Raw genomic sequence first — 19391 nt, forward strand, 5'->3', positions numbered from 1 at the left:
CCGACCCGATGCCAGCGTCATTTCATTAACATATTAATGAATTATTAATAACCCGATAAAAGGGCAAATATCAATCTAATTTTATGCAGATGTTTTACGACTCACGTCACAAAAAATAGTGACAACAATCTGATTATCATAGATTTAAAGACTATAAAGATAATTTATTGTTAAATTTTTGTTTTTAATTTTGTGATTAAGCTCAATTTATTAACTTATTAACATATTCACCATTCAATCCGCTGTTATTCTTATCTTCACGCATTGGGATATACTTGCAGGGAATCCGGCTGACAACGTTATGAGGTGAGTAAAACCGTTATGCACGAATCCCTGACTATCGCCCTGTTGCAGGCGCGTGAAACGGCGATGGCCTGGTTCCGGCCGATACTGAACCGCCACAATTTGACCGAGCAGCAGTGGCGCATTATTCGTATCCTGGCGGCACACCGCTCGCTGGACTTTCATGCCCTGGCCCGCGAGGCGTGTATCCTGCGCCCCAGCCTGACCGGCATTCTCACCCGCCTGGAGCGCGATGGGCTGGTATTCCGGCTTAAGCCGCTCAACGATCAGCGCAAACTGTTCGCCTCCCTGACGCCAAAAGGGGTGGAGCTGTATCAGCAGGCGTGTCATGAAGTGGAAGAAGGCTATTTGCAAATTGAGCAGCGGTTTGGGATACAGAACATGAAACAACTGAAAGCGCTGCTGGAGACATTTAACAGCCAGTGCGCCACGGAAGACAGCGACACGCAGGCAACCATGCCACGCGATATGACGGGTTAATGCGTCACGTGCGGTTATGCCCGAAATAAACCTCTGTCGCCCGCATCCCGCCATTGTCCCGCCGCGCACTAAATATTAACAAATATTTTACGTCAGATATAACTCACGCTGGCGAGGTACACTATCGTCCATAAGGTGGATGAAAAGTACCAGAAACCTATTGAACACGATATTTTTCAGTTGGTTAAAACTATAACCTGATTTTAAAAAACCAGCTGCTAAATGTGATATAACGCAAACGCTGCTCTATGAGGCGGTCCGTACAGAGGGTCAGGCGCAAAAGGTAAAGCGCGCTCACGTTATTGAAATGTTTGTATTGTGTTAAATTCAGGCGATGGTAAATACGATAACCTCGCCAGCCACTGCGCCCCCGGAAATCACGGTGAGGAGGATCCTGCATGAACACCTGTACAGCGCCCATCCCACCCGGCGCGTTCATCTTTAGCTGTCTGGAAAACATTACCCGTCTGATTCCCGGCGCCATCGGCGCATGGTACCTGGTGGACGATGAGCTAACCCCACGCCAGCATATCCTTTCCGGTATCGACAAGATGACACACCAGCTGTATTTACACCATTTTCTGGCTCTCGATCCGCTGCATCCGCGCCACTTCAACCACCAGTTGGCCTCCTTTGCCTGCCTGGATAATGCCGTGCAGGAAACCGCCTACTACCGCCAGTTCATGCGCCCAAATCACATGGCGGACATGATTGAAATTTTCGTTCGCCGCCATAAGCGCATTGTCGCCGCGCTGTCGCTCATGCGCGACAGACCGTTTAACGCCCGGGAAAAGATGCGCCTGCGCGCCGTGCTGCCACTGGTGGAAGTGGCGACCGGGGAAGTGTTGCCCTGCGAGACGCCGCACCATCTGACGCCGAAGGAACAAGAGATTGTGGAGATGATCCGCGAGGGGGCCTGTAACAAGCGGATCGCCAGCCAGTTGGATATTTCACTGTCGACGGTGAAAACGCACCTGCGCAACATCTTCAGTAAAACCCACGCCAGCAACCGCACCGAACTGCTGCGCAATGTCAGTACCGCCTGGTATGAGCGCCAGGCTGGCTAGCCAATAGCGCCACGGGCTATGAAACATCGCTATCGTCCAAAAGGATGTCATTCTTCCGGACGATAGCCTGCGGCGCCCGGCACGTGCTGAGATAAAACCCTGCAGTCAGACAGACAGGGTTAGCGTATGAATACCAGAATCGATGCGCTCAATTACTACGGCGCGACAAAAAAATACCATCTGCACTATCCGTCCCTCAGGGAAGACCTGGAGGCGGATGTGGTGATTATCGGCGGCGGTTTTTCCGGTATTAATACCGCGCTGGAGCTGGCGGAACAGGGCATCACGAATGTGGTGGTGCTGGAGGCCCGTCACCTCGGCTATGGCGGAACCGGACGTAACGGCGGCCAGGTGATGGCCGGTATCGGCCACGACCTTAACGCGGTGAAAAAACATGTCGGCAAGGAAGGCATGGATACGCTGTTTCGGATCGCCAACCTTGGCGCCGGGATCATTCGCGATCGCATTAAAAAGTACCGTATCGATGCCGATTTCATTCCCGGCTACTGTTATCTGGCCTATAACCGGCGCCAGGAGAAAACCCTGCGCCAGTGGCAGCAAGAGTTTCGTACGGCGACGCCGGAAGAGGACATCGCCCTGTATACCGGTAGCGATGTACATCAGGTGATCGGTTCCGATGTTTACTGCGCGGCCCTGAAACATATGGGCGGCGGGCAGATCCATTCACTGAATATGCTGTTGGGTTCCGCTCAGGCCGCGGCCTCACTGGGGGTAAAGATTTTCGAATACTCGCCAGTGGTGGGAGTGGAATACGGCAAACGCGTCGCGGTACGCACCGCCATGGGCACCGTAAAGGCAGACAAGTTATTGTGGGCCTGCGACAGCTTTCTCGACAACATGGAACCGGAAATCCACAACAAAACCCTGGTGACCTATTCCTGGCAGGTCGCCACCGAACCGCTGTCTGATGCGCTGGTGGAACGCATCAGCCCGCTACGCGGCGCATTCAGCGATATTCGCCCGGTAATTAACTACTACCGTCTGACCCGGGAAAACCGCCTGCTGTTCGGCAGCGCCACCCGCTTTGTGGAATATACGCCGCGCGATTTCGCCGCCTGGAACCGCTCGCTGATGCTTGAGGTATTCCCGTATCTGAAAGAGGTGAAGATCGATTTCGCCTGGGGCGGCCCAATGGCCTGTAGCGCCAATCTGTTCCCACAGATCGGTACCCTGCGGGATCGCAATAACGTCTTTTATGTCCAGGGCTACTCCGGCTTCGGCGTCACCCCGTCGCATATTGTCTGCAAAATCCTTGCCGAAGGAATTAACGGCGGCTCGGACCGCTATACGCTAATGAGCAACATACCCCATGCTTCCATTCCCAGTCGCGATAGCCTGCGCCTGCTGCTGGCTACCGCCGGGAAACTGATGCATCAAACCAGCGGCTACTGGAAAGGCCGCAGTTAATTGTGGAGACTTCAATGAAAGCATTCAAACTGCACCAACCGATCCCTGAACTACAGCCTATCGGCAGAGTCAGCCTGCTCGGCGCGACCCCCACCGATGGCGACCCGCAGGTCGCCGCGGCAATGATTTACGGCGCCCCGCAGGACGCCTTTACCTGCGGGCTGTTCTCCGCCACCCGCGGCGGTTTCACCATGATCTATCCCTTCACCGAACATGCCACAGTGCTGGAAGGGGAAGTCGAATTAACCGTAGCAGGCAGTGGTAAAACTCAGCGTTTTCAGCCCGGCGATAGCTGGTTTGTCGAACAGGGAACCGAGGTCCAGTGGAAAGTAGTCAGCGAACGGTTTGTGAAGCATTATCTGGCTAACGTTGAACACAAGTAATACGCGCGCAGGTTAGCCAGCAGCCTGACAGGAACGGGCCGGATGCCCGGCGCCCGGTCAACAGGGAAAGCGATGAAGCTGTTTCACTTCATCCTCAGACAGCCCTGTCAATTGCATTACGGTGGCGCTGTCGATACCGCATTTGAGCATGTTGCCGGCGATTTTCACGGCCGCGGCATGCTCGCCTTCTTCGCGTCCCTGAATCAGTCCTTCCTGCAGCCCTCTCTGTAACCCTTTTTGTTCCAGTTTCTGCGCCATCGTCATAAACACCTCCTTATGTTGCGGTATCCGCTGAGCCAGATGGTTTAAAAAGACGCCCGGTTCAGCGGTATTGCCGGTATGTAGCATCCAGTTAAGCAACGTTGTCAACTGCTCGCTGGTAGTGTATCCGGCGAGCAGTAAGGTGACCAGTTGTTCAGTCAGCCCGGCTATATCGCGCTGATAGACGTGTTTCAGCAGCAATTCCAGCATCGCCAGACGGCGGTGGCGCATAATCTCGCCGTCCTCCAGCGTGCCGACATCAATAATCGGAAAAGTGCCACTATATAGCTGGCGGGCAATATCAGGTTCGTGAAACAGCGCCGTCCAGCTCAGCGGGGCGGGCCACGGGCTGGCGCGACCGTGACAAAACAGCAGTGGGATCACCAGCGGCAGTTCGTTGTGCCCGGCTTCCAGGTGACGCTGCATCGCGGCAATAGCGTAGCGCATCATGCGGAAAGCCATATATTTATCATGGCTGCTTTGATGCTCGATCAGGCAGTACACATAACCATCACCGCCGCAGGTACGCACAGACCAGAGTACATCGGCAAAGTAATTGTGCAGGTTCTCCTCAATAAAACTACCGGACTCCAGTTGTAGCGTATCCAGATCGCAATAGTTCTGTAGCGCCGGGGGCAGGTGAATCTCCAGAAAATCCCGGGCAGTCGCCGGGTGGGTTAAAAACGTTTTAAACAGACCGTCATGGGGCGCCGGAGAACGCGTTTTTTTCATCATCCATGCTCCGTAAAAATATCCTTTCCGGCGCCCAACTTACCATGCTCAACGTTTGCCGCCGCGCTTTTTGCGCCCCGCGCCGGAACGCGATCTTAATCGTGGAAAATCCCTCGCAACTGCAACGCGAACAGGCGCAATCCACCGCCACAAATGGGCGATAGATCACGTTCCGTGGAAAAATCGCCCACCCGAAAGCCAGGGTTAACCTGCTGAGATATCAATATAAAAATTAATTATCGAATAAGACTTATCATCCATCAGGACGATATCCGCTGCCCGGGGCACGGTTTTTAATAGTTCATCGCCGGAATAACCGTTGCGTTATTTCTTCCCCCAGGACCAACAAAGGTTGACGATGTTCAGAAACAGGCTCGCCGCGCACCTGGATCGCGGTATCGTAGGCTTCCCCACCACCCTGGCCAGCTCTGTCGGCCTGATCATGGCCAGTCCGGTCATCCTTACCGTCACCAGCGGTTTTGGCATGGGCGGTGATACTTTCGCCCTGGCGGTATTGCTGGCGTTTATCATGATGCAGGCCCAGGTCACCACCTTTGCCGAAGCCGCGACGATGATTCCGACGACCGGTTCGGTGTACGACTATATTTCCTGCGGGATGGGGCGTTTTTTCGCCATTGTCGGCGCCCTGTGCGCCTATTTGATTGTTCATGTGTTCGCCGGTACCGCGGAGACCATCCTTGCCGGCGTGATGGCGCTGGTTAACTTCGAGTCCGTCACAACCCATCTCGGGGATCACAATACCTGGATGGTCGGCGTCGCCATGGTGGTGATCTTTGGTCTGCTCAACGCCATCGGCATTGAGGTATTCGGCAAGGTGGAAGTGGTATTAACCTTCGGGATGTGGTCCACGCTGGCGATTTTTGGCCTGTGCGGCATTCTGATGGCCCCGGCCACGCATCTGCCTGGCCTCTTCGGCAGTACATTGAATCTCAGCGATATCTCCGGACTGGTGGGCTATATCGGCATGGCAATGTTCATGTTTGTCGGCTGCGAACTGGTCACGCCGATGGCGCCGGAAATCAAAAAAGCCCATCGTACGATCCCGCGCGCGATGGCGCTGGGCCTGTGCGGTGTGGCGGCGTGTATGTTTGTTTACGGCGCGGCCATCAACCGCCAGGTAGACAATGTGGTCGTGGACGCGGCGACAGGGATTCATTTGCTGGATACCCCCGCGGCCATCCCGGCTTTCGCCGATCGGGTAATGGGCCAGTTCGGTAAATACTGGCTGGGGCTCGGGCTACTGCTGGCGGGCTGTGCCACCATCAATACCCTGATGGCCGCCGTACCGCGCATCATTTACGGCATGGCGCTGGACGGTGCGCTGCCGCGCTTTCTTACCTGGCTACATCCGCGCTTTAAAACTCCGGTGGTCGCCATTGGCATTGGCGTCGCCATTCCCTGCCTGCACGCCTGGCTACTGCAGGGCGACGTGGACCGTATTGTGCCGCTGATCCTCGCGGCGGTGTGCGCCTGGGGCGTGGCCTATCTGCTGGTGACCGCTTCGGTGGTAGCGCTGCGCTTGCGCCGGCCGGACCTGCCGCGTCCGTATCGTTCTCCCCTGTTCCCGCTGCCGCAGATTATCTCCAGCGTCGGCATCGTGGTCGCCATTATGAACATCACGCCGCCAGGAATGGAGAAAAGCGCCATCCTGATCCCCTTCGGTATCATGCTGGGGCTGACGGCTGCTTATGCCCTGTTCTGGACCCTGGCGATACAGCGCGTGAACCCGTTCCGCCCGCTGCGGGTCGAAGCCGTGGTGGAGCGAGCCATGAATAACTACAGCCAGCAGCGAGAAGAGGAGCCGGCCCCGGATGCCCTGCGCACACTGCTGTAACTCGTCGCTGCTCGCCGCCGTCCGGCGCGATCTGCGCGGTTGGCCGCTGGAATCTCTGGCACCAGGAGGCCTCATGCTGCGCCTCTCCCCGGCGCTTACCGTGTCGGTGACCGAACGACAAAAGCGGCTGTTCATGGCCAGTATTCAGAGCTGTGAATTCGCGATTGAAGGCGCTCTCGCCATGCCATTCCGTGGACAGCTCACGGCGCGGCAACCGGGGTGGCTGAAGCGCCAGCCGGTCATCTTCACCGCCGCGCGGAGCGGAAATACAGCCCCACTGGCCAGACACTTCAACCGCTTTCCGGCGCTGCGCCAGACACTTAGTGAACTGGATTACCGCCGTTTCACTTTTCAGATAGCCAATGGCCGCTGGCGCTGCGTCATTGAACCGTGGGCGGCCAGCGAGGTATTTTGTCGCCTGCCGCCTCTGCGCCGCTATCTGCGTCTCGAACGCCACCAGCGGATGCTGCTGTTGAGCGTGATGCAGATGATTAACGAGGCGCTGATACGGTTTGAGGGTGAAGTATCCCCGACGCCGTCACAGCGTAACCACAATTTTTCCGGTCTGGCCGTTAGTTTCCATATCGCGGTGCGCCTGCGCCATCTGTTCAAAAAGGAATGTTTTATCTATCACCGGCTTCAGTTGACCAGACGCCAGCCCTGACGAAATAAACGCCACGGCGCGCCTGGACAAAAATCGCTATCGACTGCGGCATATTTTTATTCATCTGCGCCCCCCACACCGCTCCCCGTAGAAAGCGGCGGCGCCTGATCCAGCATGCCATTCAGCACTTCGCCAATCTGTTTTACCGCCGCCCGCACAGGCTCCCCCAGTACCAGCGCGCAATTCAGCCGCAGGCAATTGCGGTATTTCCCGGCAGCGGAAAACAACGAGCCCGGAGCGACCTGAATCTTCATTTCCCGCAATTGCTGACTGGCGGCTATCATGTCCACGTTTTCCGGTAGCTCCACCCAGAGCATAAAACCACCCTGCGGACGAGTCACACAGATGCCGCACGGGAAATACTGACGAACCCAGCAGGTCATGGTTTCCATATTACGTCGGTAGATCTGGCGCATACGCCGCACATGGCGATGGTAGTGCCCATCGCGAATAAATGCGGCGACCGCCATCTGAGTGGAGGGCACCGTGGTGCCAGTGACGACATACTTCATATGCAGTACTCGATCCAGATAACGCCCCGGAACAATCCACCCCACCCGCAGCCCGGGCGCTATCGTTTTGGTAAAGGAGCTGCACAACAGCACCCGGCCGTCGATATCAAACGATTGAATAGTTCGCGGGCGCGGGTAATCCGTCGCCAGTTCGCCGTAGATGTCATCTTCAAAGATCACAATGTCATGGCGCCGCGCCAGGCTGAGCAGCGCTTTCTTGCGGGCCTCCGGCATGATAAATCCCAGCGGATTATTGCAATCAGGCACCAGGATAACGCCTTTAATCGGCCACTGCTCCAGCGCCAGCTCCAGTGCCTCAACGCTGATGCCGGTGCTGGCGTCGGTGGGGATCTCAATGGCTTTAATGCCAAAACCGCGCAGCATCTGCATTGTGCCGTGGAAAGAGGGAGATTCGACGGCAACGATATCGCCCGGCTTGCACACCGACAGGAGCGCGGCGGAAAGGGCGCCGTGGCAGCCGTTGGTGATGACAATATCATCCGGCCCCACCCGGGTGCCGCTATCAAGCATCAGGCGGGAGATCTGTTCCCGCAGTTCGCGCCGACCATACAGCTCATCGTAGTTCAGCACGTCGATAACATTATGCTGAATAACCCGGTTCATTTCTCGCCACAGGGGCTTCAGACTCGCCTGACTCACATCCGGGGAGCCGCTGCCGAGCGTAATCAATCCTTTTTCGCCGCGCCCGTAGAGCAGCGCCAACACCTGATCCCACTGCGTGACCTCCACCGGACGCTGCACCGGGCGCGACATCGACGGCACCGGCGGCTGCGCCTTACGCGGCGCGACAAAATATCCGGAGCGCGGCTGCGGAACAATAAGCTGCAGCATTTCCAGCTGTTGGTAAGCCTGCTGCACGGTACTGATACTGACGCCATGCTCCTGGCTCAAATTGCGCACCGACGGGAGCTTTTCGCCGCTACGGTACAGCCCCTGTTCGATACGCTGGGCAAGAATGTTCGCCAGATGTTGGTAACGCGTCATGGTGTATCCTTTTCTTTGATCATACAGACAAGCAAACCAGTACAGATGAACAGCGAAATGACCATTCAGATCACGTTTTACCGAATCTGTATGTTAAATAAAAGTAAATCCTGAATCTGTATTGCCCTGCGCCTTTCACGCCATCATGGAGCTCTTTTCCGACAAGGAGCAATGCGATGGAATTTTATGAAAACCGGCCGCGGCGGCCATTTATCGGTTTTGTGTTGATCTGGCGGGCATTAAAGAAAGGGTATCTGCGACGTAAAGCTCGCCATCAGTTACAACGCATGAACGACGCGCAACTGCGGGAACTGGGAGTACGCCGCGAAGACATTGGCTAACGATGGCCTTAGCCACCCTACATTCATTAAATACCCACAGGCGGGACAGTCTTATGACGCTTAATGATATTCCCTTTGCCACCACTCACTGGGCACAGCTACCGGCCACCGAACATCCGGGCATTACCGGAAAGGCATACTGGCGCACCCAACATGTCAATGACATCCGGATACGCATGGTGGAATATACGCCTGGTTATCTGGCCGACCACTGGTGCCGGAAAGGGCATATTCTGCTGTGCCTGGCCGGTGAGCTGCGCACGGAACTGGCGGACGGGCGCATCTTTATCCTGACGCCGGGCATGAGCTACCAGGTCGCTGACGATGCCGAACCGCACCGTTCCTCCACCGGCGCGGGCGCAACGCTGTTTATTGTCGATTAGCCGTATAACAAGCGGAAAGGCAATGCTCTGCCAGCCACGCGGATCGATTCCCGCTCCGCGTGGCCAACAGATCCGCCGTACTGCATTTCCATTGCGACGCGATTACAGGAACATCCCGCCGGAAACTTCCACCCGCTGGGCCGTCATCCATCCCAGTTCATCGCTAAACAACGCGGCGATAGCATTGCCGATATCATCCGGCAACCCCACCCGGCCCAGCGCCGTTTGTGAAGCCAGCAATTGATTCAGTTGCTGATTATCACGCACCGCCCCACCGCCAAAATCAGTTTCAATCGCCCCGGGGGCAATGATATTGACGGCAATGCCACGCGCGCCCAGCTCCTTTGCCTGATAGTGAGTCAACACTTCCATGGCGCCTTTCATGGCGGCGTAAGCGGAATAGCCCGGCTGGGCAAAACGGGTCAATCCGGAAGAGACATTGAGAATGCGCCCACCGTCATTAAGGAGCGGTAGCAAGTGTTGAGTCAGGAAGAACGGTCCTTTGAAATGAATGTTGAGTAGCCTGTCAAACTGCGCTTCGCTGAATTCGCCATACGGAGTGTTATCTCCGACGCCGGCATTGTTCAGTAAATAGTCGAATCCTTCTTGCTGCCAGAGGCCCAGTCGTTCGCGAACCTCAGCGACAAATGCCGGAAAAGCGTCAGTATCGGCGACATTAAGCTGAATTGTCGCCGCTTTCGCCCCTTTTTGCTCAATTTCATCGGCCACCCGCAGCGCCTCCGACTGCTGGCTATGGTATGTCAAAATAATATCGATTCCTTTCTCCGCCAGCTTCAGGGCGGCGTTTTTCCCCAAACCACGGCTTCCTCCGGTGATTAATGCGATACGTTGACTCATGGTTGACCTCTTTTCAGGTGGCTGGTGATTGAGAACCAGCCTATTAGCTGATAAAAGAACAATAAATAAGGCTAAATGCGCATAACTGTTTCATTGATGACAACAATAAGGCGCGGTGATGGATAAAATTCACGCAATGCAACTATTCGTCCGGGTCGCGGAGCTGGGCAGCTTCACCCGGGCAGCGGAGACCCTCAACCTTCCTAAAGGTAGCGTATCACGCCAGATTCAGGCGCTGGAAAGCGCGCTCGGCACCCGATTATTGCAGCGCACCACCCGCCAGGTGCGGCTCACCCAGGACGGTATGGTCTATTACGAACGCTGCCGCGATGTGCTGGCCAATGTCGACGAACTGGATAACCTGTTCCAGCACGATCCGGCCTCTATCAGCGGGCGCCTGCGGGTGGATATGCCGGTGGGAATGGCGCGCAATCTGGTCATGCCGCATCTGCCGGCTTTCCTGCAACAGTATCCCGGTATTGAGCTGGAACTGAGCAGCAGCGACCGACTGGTGGACGTGATTCAGGAGGGCTTCGACTGTGTGGTACGGGTCGGGGCGCTGAAAGATTCCGGGCTGGTGGCGCGTCCACTGGGCGAACTGACGATGGTCAACTGCGCCAGTCCGGATTACCTGGCGCGCTTCGGTTATCCGCAAACCCTCGACGATCTGGCGTCGCATGCGGTGGTGCGCTACGCCCCCAGCTTCGGCAGTCGCCCGCAGGGGTTCGAAGTCTGGCAGCACGACCAAATCCTGTGGGTCAAAACCGGCGGTATTCTCACGGTGAACAGTACCGAAACCTATCAGGCCGCCTGCCTGGCGGGGCTGGGGATTATCCAGGTGCCGCGCGTCGGGGTACGCGATGCGCTACGTCAGGGAACCCTGGTGGAGATACTGCCTGGCTATCGCCCGGCGGCGATGCCGGTATCGCTGCTGTACCCGCATCGCCGTAACCTGTCGCGCCGGGTGCGGGTATTTATGGAGTGGCTGACCGGCATCATGAAAGGCTATGTCGATGAACGTTAATCGACGCCTGTTGCGACACTCGCCGCCGGGAAAGCCGCAGCCGGGAAGATAACGTGTATAATTTTATTAACATCCAGGCTCAACCAGGAAGGAACTGTATTGCATGACCACGCCGGATAACCGCCGCCACCCCGCAGACACCGAAAGCCAGACGGCGCCGGTGGTAAAGCTGAAAACCAATAATGAGACGGTGAATAACACCATCGACAGCGTCAACAAAACCGTTGGCCGCCTTGAGCGCAACCCAATCATCGCTCACCTGATGCGCGCCGCTGAGCGCTTTAATGATCGAATGGGTAACCAGTTTGGCGCCGCCATCACCTATTTTTCATTTCTTTCCATGATCCCGATGCTGATGGTGGCCTTCGCCGCCGGCGGTTTTATTCTCGCCTCCCATCCGACGCTACTGCAGGACATCTTTAACAAAATTCTCGATAACGTCAGCGACCCGACGCTGGCCGCCACGTTGAAGAATACCATCAGCACCGCGATACAGCAGCGCACCACTGTCGGACTGGTAGGTTTGCTGATTGCGCTCTACTCAGGCATTAACTGGATGGGCAACCTGCGCGAAGCGGTGCGCGCCCAGTCCCGCGATATCTGGGAGCGTACGCCGCAGGATAAAGAAAAGATTTGGGTTAAGTATCTGCGTGATCTGATCTCCCTGGTCGGTCTGCTGGTGGCGCTGATCGTCACCCTGTTCATCACCTCGGTGGCGGGCTCCGCCCAGCAGACCATTATCAATTTGCTGCATCTGGATGCCATTAGCTGGCTGAAACCAGCGTGGCGGCTGATCGGCCTGGCGATCTCGATTTTCGCCAACTACCTGCTGTTTTTCTGGATCTTCTGGCGTCTGCCGCGCCACCGCCCGCGCCGTAAAGCGCTGATTCGCGGCACGCTGCTGGCGGCGGTGGGTTTTGAGGTAATTAAAATCATCATGACCTATACCCTGCCGAAACTCATCAGCTCGCCGTCCGGCGCCGCATTTGGCTCGGTGCTCGGGCTGATGGCCTTTTTCTATTTCTTCGCCCGCCTGACGCTATTCTGCGCCGCCTGGATCGCCACCGCCCGCTATAAAGACGACCCGCAGATGCCGGGGAAAAGCCACAACTGAGGCTAACTACGCGAGCCGGCAGGGTTTTTGCCGGTTCGCTACCGAAGAATCAGCACATAAATCCAGCTGGTAACTTTTGTTTAACCAAAATCTGGTGTTTTGTTCCATAAATAAATTTATGTAAAGTTTTTTATAGATGCTTTTTTCTGAGAGTGAAAATTATTCCCTTTATGGCGTTTTTTTGTACAACGCACCCACATAAACGTCGTTGAAATCACACTTTTGCTGTGCGTAATATGGCCGCTGGTCCGTTATTCCAATAAGAAAAAACTATGCAAGCATCCGTAGCTACAACTCTCGATACCGACGCCATACAGCCCCCCGTCAACTCCCGGGGCAAAGTGGTCATCGCCTCGCTCATTGGCACCGCCATTGAGTTTTTTGATTTTTATATCTATGCCACTGCCGCGGTGATTGTCTTCCCGCATATCTTCTTTCCCCAGGGCGACCCCACGGCCGCCACGCTACAGTCGCTGGCGACCTTTGCTATCGCCTTTGTGGCGCGTCCTATCGGCTCGGCGCTGTTTGGCCATTTCGGGGACCGGGTAGGCCGCAAAGTGACGCTGGTGGCTTCGCTGTTAACCATGGGGGTCTCAACGGTATTAATCGGTCTGCTGCCCGGCTATGAAACCATCGGTATTTTCGCACCGCTGCTGCTGGCGCTGGCGCGTTTTGGCCAGGGTCTCGGGCTGGGCGGCGAATGGGGCGGCGCGGCGCTGCTGGCGACGGAAAACGCGCCGGCCCATAAGCGCGCGCTGTACGGTTCATTCCCGCAACTGGGCGCCCCCATCGGCTTCTTCTTCGCCAATGGCACCTTTCTGCTGCTCTCATGGCTGCTCAGCGAAGAGCAATTCATGACCTGGGGCTGGCGCGTGCCGTTTATCCTCTCCGCGGCGCTGGTGATTATCGGCCTGTACGTGCGGGTTTCATTGCACGAAACGCCGGTTTTCGCGCGCATCGCTCAGGCAGGCAAGCAGGTAAAAATCCCTCTGGGCACGCTGCTGACCAAACATCTCCGGGCGACGGTGCTCGGCACATTCATCATGCTGGCCACCTACACGCTGTTTTACATTATGACGGTCTACTCAATGACCTTCAGTACCGCCGCCGTACCGCACGGGTTGGGCTTTTCGCGCAATAGCGTCCTGTGGATGCTGATGATGGCGGTGATCGGCTTTGGGGTGATGGTACCGGTGTCCGGCTATCTGGCGGATATCTATGGCCGGCGCAAGTGCATGCTGGTGATCACCAGCCTGATCCTGGTGTTCGCGCTGTTTATCTTCCCGCCGCTGCTCGGTTCCGGCAACCAGGGGCTGGTGATGGCCTATCTGCTGATTGGTCTGAGTCTGATGGGGCTGACCTTCGGCCCTATGGGCGCGCTGCTGCCCGAGTTGTTCCCGACGGAAGTGCGTTACACCGGCGCCTCGTTCTCTTATAACGTGGCATCGATTCTCGGCGCGTCGGTGGCGCCGTATATCGCTACCTGGTTACAGGCCAACTACGGGCTGTTCTGGGTCGGCGTCTATCTCGCCACGATGGCGGCAATTACCCTGATTGCCGTATTCTGTACCCGGGAAACCCGCCACCAGTCGCTGTAAGTTCTCTTTGCCCTCCACGGGCGCCAGAACGGCGCCCGTTTTACCTTTAGCGCTTCATCTGCGAAAGGATCGTTCGGCACTGGTTTTCATCACCTTCCGGCGCGGAGACCAGCGCCAGCAGGGCGGCGGCCGGCGCGACCAGCGTCGCCAGCGCCGCCGCGACCGCGCCGCGGGCGATCAGCGGTCCGGCCTTAACCCCGGCCTGCGGATTTTTAAAGGTACCGCGAACATACAGCGGTGAACGCAGGGTGATCACCCGGAATCCTTTACTTTCCGGATCAATGGTTAAGTCAAGACGCTCATTAGCCATGCTGGCGGTACCGGTGACGTTGATCAGGGCATTTTCGGTATCAAAGGCAAAAATCTGCGGACGCGCTACCCCGTTCACCAGATCAAGGTTCGCCGCCGCACAGTTGATCCGTACCTCTTCATCGCCAAAAATCTGCCCGATGATATAGTTCCCGACGTTCAGCCCGAGAATTTCCATCAGGTTGCGACTGATCAGTCCATCGTTCATCAGGAGTTTGAGGTTACCGTTACTGCTGCCGAGCAGCGCCGCCACCGAATTGCCGGTACCGCGCAGTTGCGCATCGCCGTTAAGCTGACCGAGGGTTTTCTGCATCGCTTCGACATTCGGCATCAGTTGTTTCAGCTGTAGCTGGCGGGCTTTGATCTGCGCGGTGCCGCGCATGGGCTTCTGGTCACCGGACAGATGGATGGTGGAATCGATGGTGCCGCCGGCAATGCCGAAACGCAGCGGCTGGAGCTGCAAATCGCCGTTGCTGAGGATCACGTGGGTGGAGAGATCGCGCAGCGGCAGCCGGGTACTGTGCTCAATACGCCGGCCCTTAAAGCGGACGTCAGCATCCATCACCGACCACTTTTCGGTATCAAACGTATCGTACGGCAACACTTTATCCGCCGGCTGAATCGTACGCTGCCCCTTGCGCTGCTCCTCGCGGCGGTTTTCATCCGCCCCCTTACCGGAGTCGACGCCGATCAGCGGCCCGAGATCCGCCAGCCGCAGTTGTCGTGACTCCATATCCCCTTCCAGCTTCGCCCGCGGTTTGCCCTGGGTAAAGGTCAACGAACCGTGAATATCGCTGTCGCCGATCCGCCCGTTAAAATCCTGATAGCGGAATACCGACCCTTTATCGCTGTCTATTTTCGCCGTCAGGTGGCCGTCGGTCTCATAGGGCGGAGTATCCGGCAGCAGCACGCCGGTTAAATCGTACAGATTGCCCAACGAATTGCCGGCGAATTTCAGGCGCAGGTCGACACCGCCCATTTTCATGGGGTCATTGATAGTACCGGTAAAAGCGACGCGCGCGTCGCGGGTGCGAATATCGGCCTGTACCGGGAATGGCGTCCCTTCGCTGCGCAGCGCCAGCATGCCGCCGATTTTACCGCTGCCGTTAACCCGCTCGCCCTTATACTGCCCCTGAACCTTCAGGCCAAAGACATAGTCCGCGACATTCGCGCTGTTAGCGCCTTTTTTGTCGCCGGTCACTTCGCTGAACGGCAGCGGTTTCCCCAGCGGATCGACCAGGATAGTCATTTGCGCCTGGGTCACTTTGTCGCTGACTGCGACCTTACCGCGGTCAAAAAGAATGTTATCCAGCCGGAATGACCACGATGACGGCGCCGCCTCCGCCTGCTGCGTGTCATCCCCGGCCAGGTTAAAGGTCCAGTTGTTAGTCTTTTCCGACAGGCGAATCAGGCGCGCATCGGGCTGAGTCAGTTTGATCCACGGTAGCCAGACTGTCCGGGTCAACAGCGCCAGCGGCGCCAGTGTCGCCTCGACCCGCGGCAGATGGACCATGGTCACCTCCGGGATCTCCGGCGGGTTGCCCAGTAAAATATCCTCTGCGTGAACATGGGGCCACGGCACCCAACTGCGCCAGCCAGGCTCGTCTTTGTTGCGCTCCCACACCACCCCCAGATCGCCGCGAATAGCAAACGGCCGGTTCAGTTCCGCCGAGACCTTGCGGTTAATGGTCGGCTTCAGGCGGTTCCAGTCAAAAGTGGCAATTATCGCAACCAGCACCACCATCAGCAGCAGCACGATACCGCCTGTCCAGCTCAGCACCTTGCCCGTTTTCGTCATCACTCACCTCGCCTTACGATCGATCCTGTTAAGGTAAAGATAGTCGAGGGAAAAGCGTCGGCGCCCGGAAAGGCCGAATTTGTGCTGCCGGAAGACGCCGGTAGCGCCGTGAAATGTGCATTATTCACTGTCGCGATTGACCGTTGATGGCGCGAATTTAACTTTGCTCAAAGTTTATCAAAACGTCGTTTTAAATTGTTTGACTCCGTTTTGCCAGCCCAGCAAACTAGTGTTTAATTTTCTCTCTACTCAGGTTCCCGGCTATGTCTATCCAGAAAATTGCCGTTATCGGCGAATGTATGATCGAAATGTCCGAAAAGGGCTCCTCGGTGAGCCGTGGCTTTGGCGGCGACACGCTGAACACCTCGGTGTATATCGCCCGTCAGGTGCCCGCAGAGCGGCTCAGCGTCCACTATGTTACTGCGCTGGGCGAGGACAGTTTCAGCCAGCAGATGCTTGACGCCTGGCATACAGAAAACGTCCATACCGATCTGACCCAGCGTCTGGCGAACCGCCTGCCCGGCCTGTATTACATCGAAACTGACGACAGCGGCGAGCGCACCTTCTGGTACTGGCGCAACGAAGCCGCCGCCCGTTTCTGGCTGGAGACCGATCGGGCGCCGCAGATTTGCGCTGAACTGGCCCGCTTCGACTTTCTGTATCTGAGCGGTATCAGCCTGGCGATTTTAAGCCCGCAGAGCCGCGAGAAATTACTCACCCTGCTACGCCAGTGCCGCGCCAACGGCGGAAAGGTGATTTTTGACAACAATTACCGCCCGCGCCTGTGGAGCAGTAAGGAAGAAACCCGTCAGGTATACCGGCAAATGCTGGAATGTACCGACATTGCTTTCCTGACGCTGGACGACGAAGACGCCCTGTGGGGAGAAAAACCGCTGGAAGAAGTGATTGCGCGTACCCATGACGCCGGCGTACAGGAGGTGGTGATCAAACGCGGCGCCGATAGTTGTCTGGTGGCAATCCAGGGGCAGCCGCTGGTTGATGTACCAGCGGTAAAACTGGCAAAAGATCGCGTGGTGGATACGACCGCTGCCGGGGACTCATTCAGCGCCGGTTACCTCGCGGTGCGCCTGCTGGGCGGCGACGCCGGAGCAGCGGCACGCCGCGGTCATCTGACCGCCAGCACCGTCATCCAGTACCGCGGCGCGATCATCCCCCGCGACGCGATGCCGGCATAAGACCAGCGGGCAGGCGCCGACGCGCCTGTCCCTGCCAGCCAGGAACTGCGCGCCAGTAATAGTAGCCGCTTTATCCGTTACGATGGCGCGCCCTGCGGTTGCGCAGTGCGGCTGTAGTCGCGCAATACCGCGGCCACCCGCAGCCGATAATGGCTGAAAATCGCTTCCTGCCCTTCGCGCTGGGCCGCCTGATGATCGACCTGGTTGCGCCAGGCCTGGACCGCCTCTTCATCCCGCCACCAGGAGAGGGAAAGTATTTTTCCCGGCTGGGTCAGGCTCTGAAAACGTTCGATAGAAATAAAGCCGTCCACCTCCTGCAACAGAGGTTTCAGCTCCGCCGCCAGCGCCAGATAGCGTGGCTGCTGTGCAGGAAAAGGCTGGGCTTCGAAAATAACGGCGATCATAAACGGCTCCTGAGTGTCTGGTCTGTACAGACATCATAAAGCCCGGTCACGACGAATGCTTTGACGGGTAACGAAGTATCCCCGCCTCTCCCCGCAGACGCCCGGGAACGGCGCGGCAAAAATCACCCATTCAGAAAACCACGGCGGGATGACTCCCGCTGTGGCGCAGTCGCCGCCTACCGGGCAGGAGGAATATCGCTCACATCCTGACGGACGCTGTCTTCAACCGCGACGGGGGCCGCAACAGGCGTCATCACTTTATCCCAGTCCTCACGCAGCGCTTTGATACTGTATTCCGGCTCGCCTTGCGGCTGCAGCAGCACCAGCGCCATATCCTGCGACAACAGCTGACGCAGTTCCTGGTTGAGCGACTCGACCGTCAGGCCAGAGAGGAAATCCTGACGCAGACGCTGATAGCGCTCCGGCGCGATATCCACTACCTGATTCTGTAGCGAGCGCAGCCGCTGGTTGATCAGAATGTCGGTATCGCTGCGCGCATAGGTGGCGAACAGCTTCTGCAGTTCAAGGTTCTTCTGCGCCACCAGCGCGTTGAACTCATCGCCGCTCAGGCCGTTCTCGCGGACATTCGCCAGCTCCCGGGCCACCATGGTGTAGTTGCCGGCCAGCTTGTCATTTGGCGAATCCAGATTGATCCCGCACTGGGCGCGCAGGAACAGCACCCGGCAGTCAAAACCGAGGCCAATGTCTTTGGCATTATTTTTACTCAGGCTTTGCTGAATACGCCAGAACAGCGCTTCACGCGCCAGGTCGGCACGCCAGTAGCGCAGTAGCGCGGCGGATTCGCGAATCGGCTGCCAGGGGTTATCCCACATAATCAACAGCCGATCCTGGCGAACCTTGTCGGTCATGATACTGACCGCTTCACGCTTCAGCGGTGCGATAGTCGGCACCGGCGCCGGCGTCTCGCGTTTGCCTTTCAGTTCGCCAAACGCTTTATTGATTTGCTCCGATACGGCGCGGCTGTCCACATTGCCGACCACAATCAGCGTCATCGCGTCCGGGGTATACCACTTGTGGTAGAAAGCGGCTAACTGTTGCGCATCCACCGGCTGTTTCAGCGCCAGCAACGGATCGTGTCCCAGCAGCGTAGAGCCCTTCAGGCGATAGCGCCACCAGCCATCCCGCGGGTCCGTCGGCCAGGTCGGCACATCGTTTTGCGCCTGCAGCCCCTGGGCCACCGTCTCCTGAGTAATGGATAATTTTCCGGCGCTGTTCGCCAGCCAGCCAAAGGCCTCTTTCAACAAATCGGCGCGATTGTTGGGCAGGCTGAGGCTGAACTGCGTGAAATCATAGGAAACTATTGCCGGCGGGTAAGCCCGCTGGGGATCGCTGCCCTGCTGCCAGAAGGCGCTGGTCTGGGCGGCGGAAAGGTTGGTTTGCATCAGCGCCAGATGCGGAATAAAGCGGCTGTAACCGCTTTGCTGGGCGCTTTCCGTCAGCGAACCGCTGTTCACTGTCAGACGAATCTCGATACGATCGCTGGGGCGTTGAGGCGTTGCCAGAACCTGCCACTGAAAACCATTCGGCAGGGTCCCCTGTTGCCAGGCCGGATCGGGCTGGAGCGCTTCTGCCTGCACGTTACTGACGACAATACCCATCAGTAAACCGCCAGCGAAAAGACGAATTGTTTTGCCCTGCATGTGAACCCCTGATCA

The 19391-nt window shown here is 57.2% G+C and carries 17 protein-coding genes and 2 pseudogenes; 12 read left to right on the forward strand and 7 right to left on the reverse strand.

Features of this window, described 5'->3' with window-relative positions:
- The first annotated feature begins 321 nt into the window (after window positions 1–321).
- The 4 genes from hpaR to AQ981_RS04020 all read left to right on the forward strand — a co-directional run bounded on the left by hpaR (window position 322) and on the right by AQ981_RS04020 (window position 3661).
- Window positions 322–783, forward strand: a complete 462-nt coding sequence (hpaR, locus tag AQ981_RS04005; protein WP_058910757.1) for a homoprotocatechuate degradation operon regulator HpaR — start codon at window positions 322–324, stop codon at window positions 781–783.
- A gap of 398 nt (window positions 784–1181) precedes the next feature.
- Window positions 1182–1850 carry a helix-turn-helix transcriptional regulator gene (locus AQ981_RS04010; protein ID WP_058910476.1) on the forward strand — a complete coding sequence of 223 codons (669 nt, stop codon included), beginning with the start codon at window positions 1182–1184 and terminating at the stop codon, window positions 1848–1850.
- A gap of 126 nt (window positions 1851–1976) precedes the next feature.
- Complete coding sequence (locus AQ981_RS04015; protein ID WP_058910477.1) at window positions 1977–3278, forward strand: NAD(P)/FAD-dependent oxidoreductase; 1302 nt, start codon at window positions 1977–1979, stop codon at window positions 3276–3278.
- A 14-nt stretch (window positions 3279–3292) separates the two neighbouring features.
- A complete protein-coding gene (locus AQ981_RS04020) occupies window positions 3293–3661 on the forward strand; it encodes a cupin domain-containing protein (protein ID WP_058910478.1) in 369 nt (122 codons plus the stop codon).
- 57 nt (window positions 3662–3718) lie between these two features.
- Here AQ981_RS04020 and AQ981_RS04025 read toward each other — a convergent pair whose 3' ends face one another.
- Entirely contained in the window at window positions 3719–4654 is a 936-nt protein-coding gene (locus tag AQ981_RS04025) for an Rpn family recombination-promoting nuclease/putative transposase (protein WP_058910758.1), read from the reverse strand.
- Between the two features lie 358 nt (window positions 4655–5012).
- Between AQ981_RS04025 and AQ981_RS04030 the strand changes: the two genes are divergently transcribed.
- Window positions 5013–6509 (forward strand): APC family permease, encoded by a 1497-nt coding sequence (locus AQ981_RS04030; RefSeq protein ID WP_058910479.1) that lies wholly within the window; start codon window positions 5013–5015, stop codon window positions 6507–6509.
- Window positions 6487–7038: pseudogene (locus tag AQ981_RS04035) on the forward strand (DUF3156 family protein); the annotation flags it as partial. The gene AQ981_RS04030 and the pseudogene AQ981_RS04035, both read left to right, overlap by 23 nt.
- 9 nt (window positions 7039–7047) lie before the next feature.
- Here the strand turns inward: AQ981_RS04035 and AQ981_RS27990 are convergent.
- Both AQ981_RS27990 and AQ981_RS04040 read right to left on the reverse strand, forming a co-directional pair.
- Window positions 7048–7194: pseudogene (locus tag AQ981_RS27990) on the reverse strand (zinc-binding dehydrogenase); the annotation flags it as partial.
- 35 nt (window positions 7195–7229) lie between these two features.
- Complete coding sequence (locus tag AQ981_RS04040; RefSeq protein ID WP_058910480.1) at window positions 7230–8690, reverse strand: aminotransferase-like domain-containing protein; 1461 nt, start codon at window positions 8688–8690, stop codon at window positions 7230–7232.
- A 176-nt stretch (window positions 8691–8866) separates the two neighbouring features.
- On the opposite strand from AQ981_RS04040, the gene AQ981_RS25690 reads away from it, so the two are divergent.
- Complete coding sequence (locus AQ981_RS25690) at window positions 8867–9031, forward strand: YjiS-like domain-containing protein (protein WP_071608799.1); 165 nt, start codon at window positions 8867–8869, stop codon at window positions 9029–9031.
- A gap of 53 nt (window positions 9032–9084) precedes the next feature.
- Window positions 9085–9414, forward strand: coding sequence for a DHCW motif cupin fold protein (locus AQ981_RS04045; RefSeq protein WP_058910481.1), 330 nt, complete (start codon window positions 9085–9087; stop codon window positions 9412–9414).
- 102 nt (window positions 9415–9516) lie between these two features.
- Here the strand turns inward: AQ981_RS04045 and AQ981_RS04050 are convergent, their stop codons facing one another.
- Window positions 9517–10272, reverse strand: a complete 756-nt coding sequence (locus tag AQ981_RS04050) for an SDR family NAD(P)-dependent oxidoreductase (protein ID WP_058910482.1) — start codon at window positions 10270–10272, stop codon at window positions 9517–9519.
- A gap of 118 nt (window positions 10273–10390) precedes the next feature.
- Here AQ981_RS04050 and AQ981_RS04055 point away from each other — a divergent pair, with 118 nt between their 5' ends.
- The 3 genes from AQ981_RS04055 to AQ981_RS04065 all read left to right on the forward strand — a co-directional run bounded on the left by AQ981_RS04055 (window position 10391) and on the right by AQ981_RS04065 (window position 14008).
- Complete coding sequence (locus AQ981_RS04055) at window positions 10391–11296, forward strand: LysR family transcriptional regulator (RefSeq protein WP_058910483.1); 906 nt, start codon at window positions 10391–10393, stop codon at window positions 11294–11296.
- Window positions 11297–11399: 103 nt separating this feature from the next.
- Complete coding sequence (gene yhjD, locus AQ981_RS04060) at window positions 11400–12410, forward strand: inner membrane protein YhjD (protein ID WP_058910484.1); 1011 nt, start codon at window positions 11400–11402, stop codon at window positions 12408–12410.
- 272 nt (window positions 12411–12682) lie between these two features.
- The gene (locus AQ981_RS04065) at window positions 12683–14008 is read left to right on the forward strand and encodes an MFS transporter (protein WP_058910485.1); all 1326 of its coding nucleotides are present in this window, start codon (window positions 12683–12685) and stop codon (window positions 14006–14008) included.
- A 46-nt stretch (window positions 14009–14054) separates the two neighbouring features.
- Here AQ981_RS04065 and AQ981_RS04070 read toward each other — a convergent pair whose 3' ends face one another.
- Window positions 14055–16115, reverse strand: coding sequence for an AsmA family protein (locus AQ981_RS04070; protein WP_058910486.1), 2061 nt, complete (start codon window positions 16113–16115; stop codon window positions 14055–14057).
- Between the two features lie 263 nt (window positions 16116–16378).
- Between AQ981_RS04070 and kdgK the strand changes: the two genes are divergently transcribed.
- Window positions 16379–17311 carry a 2-dehydro-3-deoxygluconokinase gene (gene kdgK / locus AQ981_RS04075; protein ID WP_058910487.1) on the forward strand — a complete coding sequence of 311 codons (933 nt, stop codon included), beginning with the start codon at window positions 16379–16381 and terminating at the stop codon, window positions 17309–17311.
- 77 nt (window positions 17312–17388) lie between these two features.
- Here kdgK and AQ981_RS04080 read toward each other — a convergent pair whose 3' ends face one another.
- Together AQ981_RS04080 and AQ981_RS04085 are read right to left on the reverse strand one after the other, a co-directional pair.
- Window positions 17389–17715: an antibiotic biosynthesis monooxygenase family protein gene (locus AQ981_RS04080; RefSeq protein ID WP_058910488.1), complete on the reverse strand. Its 327-nt coding sequence runs from the start codon at window positions 17713–17715 to the stop codon at window positions 17389–17391.
- A 176-nt stretch (window positions 17716–17891) separates the two neighbouring features.
- Window positions 17892–19376 (reverse strand): M16 family metallopeptidase, encoded by a 1485-nt coding sequence (locus tag AQ981_RS04085; protein WP_058910489.1) that lies wholly within the window; start codon window positions 19374–19376, stop codon window positions 17892–17894.
- Window positions 19377–19391 lie beyond the last annotated feature (15 nt).

It is taken from the genome of Entomohabitans teleogrylli, assembly GCF_001484765.1.
Classification (GTDB): domain Bacteria; phylum Pseudomonadota; class Gammaproteobacteria; order Enterobacterales; family Enterobacteriaceae; genus Entomohabitans; species Entomohabitans teleogrylli.